At 71.5% G+C, this 9268-nt stretch carries 7 protein-coding genes and 1 pseudogene; 1 reads left to right on the forward strand and 7 read right to left on the reverse strand.

Features of this window, described 5'->3' with window-relative positions; genetic code table 11:
* The 5 genes and pseudogenes from ABZ990_RS30885 to ABZ990_RS30905 all read right to left on the reverse strand — a co-directional run.
* Window positions 1-98 (reverse strand): annotated as a pseudogene (locus ABZ990_RS30885) (undecaprenyl-diphosphatase); the annotation flags it as partial.
* Window positions 83-316, reverse strand: a complete 234-nt coding sequence (locus tag ABZ990_RS30890; RefSeq protein WP_361238860.1) for a hypothetical protein — start codon at window positions 314-316, stop codon at window positions 83-85. The pseudogene ABZ990_RS30885 and the gene ABZ990_RS30890, both read right to left, overlap by 16 nt.
* Window positions 301-1326, reverse strand: a complete 1026-nt coding sequence (locus ABZ990_RS30895) for a ParA family protein (RefSeq protein WP_345492490.1) — start codon at window positions 1324-1326, stop codon at window positions 301-303. Before ABZ990_RS30895 ends, ABZ990_RS30890 begins: the two co-directional genes overlap by 16 nt.
* Before the next feature lie 459 nt (window positions 1327-1785).
* The gene (gene ald, locus ABZ990_RS30900) at window positions 1786-2901 is read right to left on the reverse strand and encodes an alanine dehydrogenase (protein WP_361238843.1); all 1116 of its coding nucleotides are present in this window, start codon (window positions 2899-2901) and stop codon (window positions 1786-1788) included.
* Between the two features lie 224 nt (window positions 2902-3125).
* Complete coding sequence (locus tag ABZ990_RS30905) at window positions 3126-5117, reverse strand: tetratricopeptide repeat protein (RefSeq protein WP_361238847.1); 1992 nt, start codon at window positions 5115-5117, stop codon at window positions 3126-3128.
* Window positions 5118-5520: 403 nt separating this feature from the next.
* On the opposite strand from ABZ990_RS30905, the gene ABZ990_RS30910 reads away from it, so the two are divergent.
* The gene (locus ABZ990_RS30910; protein ID WP_361238850.1) at window positions 5521-6048 is read left to right on the forward strand and encodes a DUF6790 family protein; all 528 of its coding nucleotides are present in this window, start codon (window positions 5521-5523) and stop codon (window positions 6046-6048) included.
* A gap of 42 nt (window positions 6049-6090) precedes the next feature.
* On the opposite strand, the gene ABZ990_RS30915 is transcribed toward ABZ990_RS30910, so the two are convergent.
* A complete protein-coding gene (locus ABZ990_RS30915) occupies window positions 6091-6717 on the reverse strand; it encodes an NUDIX domain-containing protein (protein ID WP_361238853.1) in 627 nt (208 codons plus the stop codon).
* Window positions 6718-6837: 120 nt separating this feature from the next.
* The gene (locus tag ABZ990_RS30920) at window positions 6838-8496 is read right to left on the reverse strand and encodes a CTP synthase (protein ID WP_361238856.1); all 1659 of its coding nucleotides are present in this window, start codon (window positions 8494-8496) and stop codon (window positions 6838-6840) included.
* Between the last annotated feature and the right edge of the window lie 772 nt (window positions 8497-9268).

Here is a 9268-nt window from a genome sequence, read left to right on the forward strand (position 1 = left end):
ACCGCGTAGCCGACCACGAAGGCGATGACCGTGGCGAACAGCGTGGGGCCCCACGACACATGGCCGCTCTCGGCCGCGTCCTTCAGTTCGAACACCCCGGGTTCCCGGTCTCCCGGGCGCGCGGTTCGGCCGTCTCGGCCTCGGCCGGGGAGTGCTCCGCCCCGCCCCCGGCGGCCGGCGGCGCGGCCGCGGCGGCCGAGTCGCTCTCGCCGGCCGGTGCCGGAACGGTCCGGCGCGGCGTGGAGGACGTCAGCGACGTCCCCCCGGTCGTACGGAACAGTTCGTCGGCGCCGGGCAGACTCACTCGGCGTGACACCGGGCGAGCACCTCCCTGGCGAGCTGGCGGTAGGCGGCGGCACCCACGGAGTTCGAGGCGTACGTGGTGATGGGCTCGCCCGCGACGGTGGTCTCCGGGAAGCGCACGGTCCGGCCGATGACGGTGTGGTAGACGTGGTCGTCGAACGCCTCGACGACGCGCGCCAGGACCTCGCGCGAGTGCACCGTACGGGAGTCGTACATGGTGGCGAGGATGCCGTCGAGTTCCAGCTCGGGGTTGAGCCGCTCCTGGACCTTCTCGATGGTCTCGGTGAGCAGGGCCACGCCGCGCAGCGCGAAGAACTCGCATTCCAGCGGCACGATGACCTTGTGAGCGGCCGTCAGGGCGTTCACGGTGAGCAGGCCGAGCGAGGGCTGACAGTCGATCACGATGTAGTCGTAGTCGTTCATCAGCGGCTTCAGCGCCCGCTGGAGCGTCGACTCGCGCGCGACCTCGCTGACCAGCTGGACCTCGGCGGCCGACAGGTCGATGTTGCTCGGCAGCAGGTCCATGTTGGGCACGGCCGTCTTGAGCAGCACTTCGTCCGCCGACATGCCCCGCTCCATGAGCAGGTTGTAGACGGTGAGGTCGAGCTCCATCGGGTTGACGCCGAGGCCGACCGAGAGGGCGCCCTGCGGGTCGAAGTCGACGAGCAGGACCCGCCGTCCGTACTCGGCGAGCGCGGCGCCCAGGTTGATGGTCGACGTGGTCTTGCCGACGCCGCCCTTCTGGTTGCACATCGCGATGATCTTCGCGGGACCGTGGTCGGTCAGCGGGCCCGGGATCGGGAAGTACGGCAGGGGACGTCCGGTCGGGCCGATCCGCTCGCGGCGCTGACGGGCAGCGTCCGGTGCGAGGGTGGCCGCGTACTCCGGGTCGGGCTCGTACTCGGCGTCGGGGTCGTAGAAGTGCCCCTCGGGCACCTCGTCGTAGGCGGCGAAGTGGGTGGACTCTCGGCCCATCTCGTTGCCGGCCGTGGCGTTCACGTGTAGGCCGTCCGTCATCTTCATCGTATGGGCTGTCGTCATGGGCTGGTGCGTCGCGAAGGTCCGCACCGCGACGGAGCCGATCGGGGCCCCTGGCGCGCCACCCCCGGGAGTAAATGTCGACTCATTCACAAGTCGTCTTACCTCCTTGGATGTGACCAGGAACATTTATCGATAGGTCAGCGTGGCACCATGCCGACGGTTGGCGACTCTATGGCGTGTCACCGGTCCGCAGCAACACAATCCGCCGGACCCGGCCCGATGTGTCGGCAACCGAACACCTTTCTGTCAAGGGTGCACGGACGGCGAACCACGATTTTCGGGGGTGCGCGAAACGGTTGAAGAGTCACCTTCGCGGCGAGTCGTCCCACCGCCGGGCGGGCCCGGGCGGGGCCGGACGCACATCGGGCCGGACCTTGCTCGACAAGGTCCGGCCCGATGCGTGAGGTTGACGGCGGGGTTGACCCCGGCGCCGGCGGGACGTCAGCCCAGGAGGCTGCTCAGCTCGGTGTGCTCGTAGCCGTGCGCCTCGGCGACACCCTCGTAAACGACCTTGCCGTCATGGGTGTTGAGACCCTTGGCCAGCGCGGCGTCACGGCGCAGCGCCTCGACCCAGCCGTTGTTCGCCAGCGACACGATGTAGGGCAGCGTGGCGTTGGTGAGGGCGTAGGTGGAGGTGTGCGGAACCGCGCCCGGCATGTTGGCGACGCAGTAGAAGACCGAGTTGTGGACCGGGAAGGTCGGCTCGGTGTGGGTGGTCGGGTGCGAGTCCTCGAAGCAGCCGCCCTGGTCGATCGCGATGTCGACAAGGACACTTCCGGGCTTCATCTTGGCGACGAGCTCGTTGGTGACCAGCTTCGGGGCCTTGGCACCCGGGATGAGGACGGCGCCGATGACGAGGTCGGCCTCGACGACGGCCTTCTCCAGCTCGAAGGCGTTGGACACGAGCGTCTGCACCTTGGAACCGAAGACCTTGTCGGCCTCGCGGAGCTTGTTGATGTCCTTGTCGAGCAGGGTCACGTGGAAGCCCATGCCGACGGCGATCTGGGTGGCGTTCCAGCCGGAGACACCGCCACCGATGACGACGGCCTTGCCGGCGTGGGTGCCGGAGACGCCGCCGGGCAGCACACCGCGGCCGCCGGTCGGGCGCATCAGGTGGTAGGCGCCGACCTGCGGGGCCAGCCGGCCCGCGACCTCGGACATCGGGGCGAGCAGCGGGAGCGCGCGGGTGGCGGTCTCGACCGTCTCGTAGGCGATGGAGGTGGTGCCGGAGGCGAGCAGCGCGTCCGTGCACTCCTTGGAGGCGGCCAGGTGCAGGTAGGTGAAGAGCGTCTGGTCCTTGCGGAGGCGGTGGTACTCCTCCGCGATCGGCTCCTTGACCTTGAGCAGCAGGTCGGCGGTGGCCCAGACCTCGTCGGCGGTGCCGAGGATCTCGGCACCGGCGGCCACGTACTCCTCGTCCGTGATGGAGGAGCCGACACCGGCGTTCTGCTCGACGAAGACCTGGTGGCCGTTGCGGACGAGCTCGTGGACGCCGGCCGGGGTGATGGCCACACGGAACTCGTTGTTCTTGACCTCGCGGGGGATGCCGACCTTCATCGTCGATCACGGTCCTTGAATCAGGGGATAAACAGGAAATCTGCGGGGGGAACGCAGAGGGGGGTACTGCGGGGTACTGCCTGGGCGGCGCGCCCACGGCCCGGACGGACCACGGACACAGCCATACATACCCGGAGGCAACGCAGCACACCGGGACAGACCGCGCCTCAACGCGACGCACCCAGTCTAATGAAGGAGTTCCCTCTGTCTAGCCTTTCAAAGTACTAATCTTCCTCAAAAGCACTGCGGATTTCGTAGGCGGAGCCTTCGATTCCAAGGAGTCGATCGGCCGCCGACCTGTGCAGACCCGCCGCCGCCGGGTCGCCGAGCCGGTCCAGCGTGTCCGCCAGCCGGAGCCGCAGCGCCGCCTGGAGCCGCTCGTCCCCCGCCTGACGGGCCCAGTCGACCGCCTCCTCGCAGGTCCGCAGGCTTTCCTGCGGGCGGCCCGCGTACTCCTGAACCCGCGCCGCCTCGCTCAACGCCCTTGCGTAGCCCGGGAGATCGGCCAGTCGCCGATAGCCCGCGGCGGCGGCCCGCCAGTTGCGCAGGGCTTCCCCGTAGCGGCCCGCGTAGGTGTGGACGGCGCCGATCCGGCCGTAGAGCCGGGCCTGGTCGGCCCGCTCGTCACGGGCCAGCCGCTGGGCCAGGGCCCGCCCGTACCAGTCGCCGGCCCGCTGCCAGTCTCCCAGCTCCTGATACGCGCCGGCTACGGATTCCATCGCCCGACCGGTCGCGTACGGATCATTTGCCACCCTGCCGGCATCCAATGCCGACCGATATCGCAGCAGAGCCTCCTGGGTACGTCCGGTCCGGGCGTCCAGGTCGGCCAGGTTCAGCAGGGCCGCGGCCCGCTCGCGGTGCAGCTCGTGCCGCTCGGCCACGTCCAGGACGAGACGGTGCAGCCCGTACAGATCGGGGGCGGCGGTCTCGGCCCCCCGGTGCGCGGCCAGCGCCCGTACCAGAGCCGCGATCAGCCGCCGGGCCAGGGTGTCGAACTCCCCGTCGGCGACGGCCAGTCGGGCCGAGGCGAGCAGCACCGGGCGGCGGCCGGCGAGCCACTCGGCGGCCTCCTCCTGGTCCGTGAAGCGCAGGGCGCGGGGCAGCCCCTCCAGCTTGCGGCGGGCCGGGGAGTCCTCGGGCTCGGTGACCGCGCGGCTGGACTGGAGCAGCCGTACGGTCCGCTCCAGCATCCGGGCCCGGGCGAGCTGCACCTCGGCCGGCCGGTCGTGCTCCGCGAGGCCCGCCTTGAGCAGCGGCACCAGATGCCCGGGCACGTCGTACTGTCCGTCCCCGGCGAGGGTCTGACGGACCAGGCCGAGCGCGGCGAAGTCGGCGAGGGTGGTCTGCGCGGTGGAGACGGAGCAGCCGGCGAGCGCGGAGGCGGTGTGGGCGTCGGCCCGGCCGAGCGGGGCGAGGCTCAGGTGACGCAGTATCCGGGCGGCGGTCGGCGACAGCGCGTCGTGGAGCAGGGCGTAGGTACGGGCGACCGGGCCGTCGCCGCTCTGGCCGCGCAGCCGCTTGGTGAAGTCGGCGACGGAGGCCCGGGGGCGGGTGGCGAGCCAGCCGCCCGCCAGGACGAGCGCCCCGGGCAGCCCGCCGCACTCCTCGGCCAGGCTCTCGGCGGCCTGCGGGTCGACGGTGACCCGGACGGTGCCCGTATAGGAGGTGAGCAGTTCGATGGCCGACTTGGAGTCGAGGCCGCCCAGGGTGCAGGGCCGGACGTCCGGGATACCGGTGAGCGGGCCCCGGGCCACACCGATGACGAGGACGTCGGGGTTGTCGGGGAGCAGCGGGTCGACCTGCTCGGCGTCGACGGCGTCGTCGAGCAGGAGCAGCGCGCGGCGCCCGGCGAAGGCATCGCGGACGAGCGCGGTGAGTTCGTCCTCGGCGGCGCCGGGGGGCTCGGCGACGCCGAGCGCGTCGAGCAGTTCGCGGGCGGCCCGGGCGGTGGGCACCGGGTCCCCGCCGGGCTCGGTGAGCCGGACCCGGAACACACCGTCCGGGTAGCCGTCGGCGAGCGAGCCGGCCAGCTCCTCGGCGAGCGAGGTCCGGCCGGAGCCCGGCTGCCCGGCGATGAGCAGCACGCGGGCACGCGGAACCTTGCGACCGGTGAGGGTGTCGAGCCCGGTGCGTCCGATATCGGCCGTCAGCGCCTTGAGTTCCCGCTGACGGCCGTAGAACCGCGGGCCGACCGCCGCCACCGCCTGATCCGTCACGGGCCACGCTCCCGTCCACCTGCGCACGAATGCCCGCGGGGGCTCCGCACGGGCGATCCCGAGCGTAGTTCAGCCCAGGTGGTGGACCGGGCGGAGCGCGGCGGGTGGATCCCTCAATCGGATCAGCAGATTGTCAGACTGGTAGGGAGTGAAGGACCGCGTCCGTACGGCCGCATGAACTGGGCCGGACGGAGGGCACCTGCGTCACCCGGGACCGGAAGCGGCGCGGGAGCGGGGCGGGGGTTGGGGCTGGGGCCGGAGCGGGGGCTGTGGCCGGGGCCGGGTCGCGCGGCTTGGTCTCCCTGGGCCCTCCGGCCTCTCCGGGCCTGGACGCTCTGGCCTCTCTGGGCTCTCTGGGCTCTCCGGGCTCTCGGCGAGCGGGGACACGACGCACACTCGGGTCATGGGCCACTTCCCCTATGCCGTGCAGACGACCTTCCCACTGCTCTTCATGATCGTGCCCGCCCTCGGAGCGATGCTGAGCTGCCGCCGCCACGGCCCGGACCGGCCGGCGGCCGAGATCTGGCAGCGCTGGTGGGCCGTGGGCGCCCTCGGTTTCGGAAGCCTGTGGATCACCGTCTCGTTCCTGGCGGACCCCGAGGGCATGGCCGACGCCATCGGCTTCGCCCACTCGCCGTTCCAGTTCGAGATCGCCTTCGCCAACCTCGGCCTCGCCGTACTGGGGTTCCGCGGCGCGTCCGCCTCGCCCCGCGAGCGTCTCACCAGCGGGCTCGCGGCTGCCGCCTTCCTGTGGGGAGCCGCGATCGGTCACGTCCACCAGTGGTTCGCCCACGGCGACCACGCCCCCGGGAACACCGGCGGCATCCTGGCGGCCGACATCCTCGTCCCCGCCGTCATGATCGCCCTCGCCGCCCGGGACCTCCGCCGCACCGGCACGGGCCGCGGTCGCACCGCGCGCCCGGCCGCCTGACCTCCGCCGCACCGCCGGGGAGCCGGTGCTCCCCGGACCGTCCTACGCCTCGAAGGGCCGGGCCGGCCAGGGCGCGTCCGCCGGGCGCAGCGAGTCGAGCGCCCCGGCCGCGCGGGCGGCCGACAAGGAGAGGACACCGACGACCAGACAGTTGTTGTGCAGCTCGCCGGCGAGGACGCCGCGGACCAGGTCCGCGAGGGGCACGCGCGCGTACTCCAGGTCGGCCTCCTCCTCGGAGACCTCGAAGCGCTCGCCCTCCGCCTCCGACAGCCCGCGGGCCAGGAAGATCCGTACGGCCTCGTCGCAGCCGCCCGGGGTGGTGTAGACGTCGGTGAGGACCCGCCAGTCCTCGGCCTTGACGTGGGCCTCCTCGTACAGCTCGCGCTGCGCGGCGTGCAGCGGGTTCTCGCCGGGTACGTCGAGCAGGCCCGCCGGGATCTCCCACAGCTTCTGCCGCACCGGGTGCCGGTACTGCTTGAGCAGCAGGACCCGGTCCTGCTCGTCGAGGGCGAGGACCGCGACGGAACCGGGGTGCACCTGGTAGTCGCGGCGGGCGACCGTGCCGTCCGGCATGATCACGTCGTCCGTGCGGACACTCGTCTTGTTGCCGGTGAACGGGGTGGTGGTGGCGGTGATCCGCCACTCCTCCGGGGTGTCCTGCACCTGCATCGGTCGTCCTTCCAGATGTCCAGATGTCCGCGGTGGGCGTGGCGTGCCGCCCGCGTATACGAAAGCCGGGGCGCGGGTCCCGTGAAGGACCCGCACCCCGGCAACGTTAATACCGGACGGTTACTGCGCCGGCTTGCCCGTCTTGCGCTCGACGGCCGCCTTCACCAGGCCCGCGAAGAGCGGGTGCGGGCGGGTCGGGCGGGACTTGAGCTCCGGGTGCGCCTGGGTGGCGACCAGGTAGGGGTGGATCTCCCGCGGGTACTCGACGAACTCGACGAGCTTGTTGTCCGGGGAGGTGCCGGAGAAGACCAGACCGGCCTTCTTCTCCAGCTCCGCGCGGTACGCGTTGTTCACCTCGTAGCGGTGACGGTGGCGCTCCTCGACGGACGGCTCGTCGGCGTAGGCCTCGCGCACGACCGACCCCTCGGCGAGCTTCGCCGGGTACAGGCCGAGACGCATGGTGCCGCCCAGGTCGCCCGCGCCCTCGACGTACGCCAGCTGCTCCTCCATCGTCGAGACGACGGGGTGCGCGGTGGCCGGGTCGAACTCGGTGGAGTTGGCGTCCGGGATGTCGGCCAGGTTGCGCGCGGCCTCGATGACGATGCACTGGAGGCCGAGGCAGATGCCGAGCAGCGGGACCTTGTTCTCACGGGCGTAGCGAATCGCGCCGACCTTGCCGGCCACACCGCGGTCGCCGAAGCCGCCGGGGATCAGGATGCCGTCGGCGTCGCCGAGGTGCTTCTCGGCGTCGGCCGGGGTCTTGCAGTCGTCGGAGGTGACCCACTTGACCTTGACCCGGGCGCGGTTGGCGAAGCCGCCGGCACGCATGGCCTCGGTGACCGACAGGTAGGCGTCGGGCAGGTCGATGTACTTGCCGACGAGCGCGACGGTGACCTCGTGCTCCGGGTTGTGGACGCGGTCCAGGAGGTCCTCCCAGACGGACCAGTCCACATCGCGGAACGGCAGGTCGAGCTTGCGGACGACATAGGCGTCCAGGCCCTCGGCGTGCAGCACCTTCGGGATGTCGTAGATCGACTTGGCGTCGATCGCGGCGACGACCGCGGCCTCGTCGACGTCGCACATCAGCGAGATCTTGCGCTTGATGGCGGTCGGGACCTCGCGGTCGGCGCGCAGCACGATGGCGTCCGGCTGGATGCCGATGTTGCGCAGGGCGGCGACCGAGTGCTGGGTCGGCTTGGTCTTCAGCTCGCCGGAGGGGCCGATGTAGGGCAGCAGCGAGATGTGCACGACGAAGACGTTGTCGCGGCCGACCTCGTGACGGACCTGGCGGACGGTCTCCAGGAACGGCAGCGACTCGATGTCGCCGACCGTGCCGCCGACCTCGGTGATGACGACGTCGACGTCGTCGGTCGCCATGCGGCGGATCCGGGACTTGATCTCGTTGGTGATGTGCGGGATGACCTGCACGGTGTCACCGAGGTACTCGCCGCGCCGCTCCTTGGCGATGACCTGCGAGTAGACCTGGCCGGTGGTGACGTTGGCCGAGCCGTCGAGGTCGACGTCGAGGAAGCGCTCGTAGTGGCCGATGTCCAGGTCGGTCTCGGCGCCGTCGTTCGTGACGAACACCTCACCGTGCTGGAAGGGGTTCATCGTGCCCGGGTCGACGTTGAGGTACGGGTCGAGCTTCTGCATCGTGACCCGCAGACCGCGGGCCTTGAGGAGCGCGCCCAGGCTCGATGCGGTCAGGCCCTTGCCGAGGGAGGAGGCGACACCCCCGGTGACGAAGATGTGCTTGGTCGTCGTGGTTTTGGGCGGCATCGCCAAGAGGGGGCTCCCGTGGTCGCGTTCTGGAGGGTGCGTACCGGCGTTCGCTCCGGAAGGATTCCGGGGTCGCCGTCGCTGCGGTTTCGGTGTCCTCGGCTCTCGCCGTCAACCACCGGTCCACGGGGTACCAGGGTATCAGCGACATCGGGAGACCGCTTCCGGCCACACGCGGAAGTGGGGCGCGCGCGGGCCGTCCCGCGCCGGGGTGCGGGCGCCGCCGGGGCGCGGTATTGCTGCTTTACGGGCTCCAGAACCGTATGAAAACGGAATGAAACCACCGCAGCACGGGCACGCGGACGGAAGCGGCGCGGGCGGGGCGGCCTCCCGGCCGTCGCGCCGGGCGGGCGCCGGGGGACCTCCGTCACACCCCCGCTCGCCCGTCCCCGCCCACCCCCGTCCGGTTCCCTCAGTCAAGACCGTTCACCCGATCGGAGCAGTCTTCGTGATCGTCCCGGTATCCCGTTCACCCGGCCTCCCCGGTCGCCGGCACCGCCATATCCTGCTCGGAAACCCACCACCGGGCCCGGCGGGCCGCGCTTCGCCCCCGCTCCTTCCCCGGAACGCCGCCTGAGCGGTGCCTCCCATCTGGTAATCAAGACCCCGTCAACGGTCCCTTGACCGTCGACCTGCCGTCTGACCTGTCGTCGGGGCCCCCCCGGGGGGGGGGGGGGGGGGGGGGGGGGGGGGGGGGGGGTAAGAACCAGGGCCGGGGCCACGCGGGGGAACCACACCAAAGGGCGAAACAGAACCCCCCCCCGGGCGGGGC

The organism is Streptomyces sp. NPDC046203 (genome assembly GCF_040646255.1).
GTDB lineage: Bacteria > Actinomycetota > Actinomycetes > Streptomycetales > Streptomycetaceae > Streptomyces.

What these genes read in the sequence shown, in the direction of transcription:
- ABZ990_RS30910 (WP_361238850.1), top strand. Translation starts at nt 5,521, where the DNA reads ATGGGCCACTTCCCCTATGCCGTGCAGACGACCTTCCCACTGCTCTTC.
- ABZ990_RS30915 (WP_361238853.1), bottom strand. Translation starts at nt 6,717, where the DNA reads ATGCAGGTGCAGGACACCCCGGAGGAGTGGCGGATCACCGCCACCACC.
- ABZ990_RS30895 (WP_345492490.1), bottom strand. Translation starts at nt 1,326, where the DNA reads ATGAAGATGACGGACGGCCTACACGTGAACGCCACGGCCGGCAACGAG.
- ABZ990_RS30920 (WP_361238856.1), bottom strand. Translation starts at nt 8,496, where the DNA reads ATGCCGCCCAAAACCACGACGACCAAGCACATCTTCGTCACCGGGGGT.
- ald (WP_361238843.1), bottom strand. Translation starts at nt 2,901, where the DNA reads ATGAAGGTCGGCATCCCCCGCGAGGTCAAGAACAACGAGTTCCGTGTG.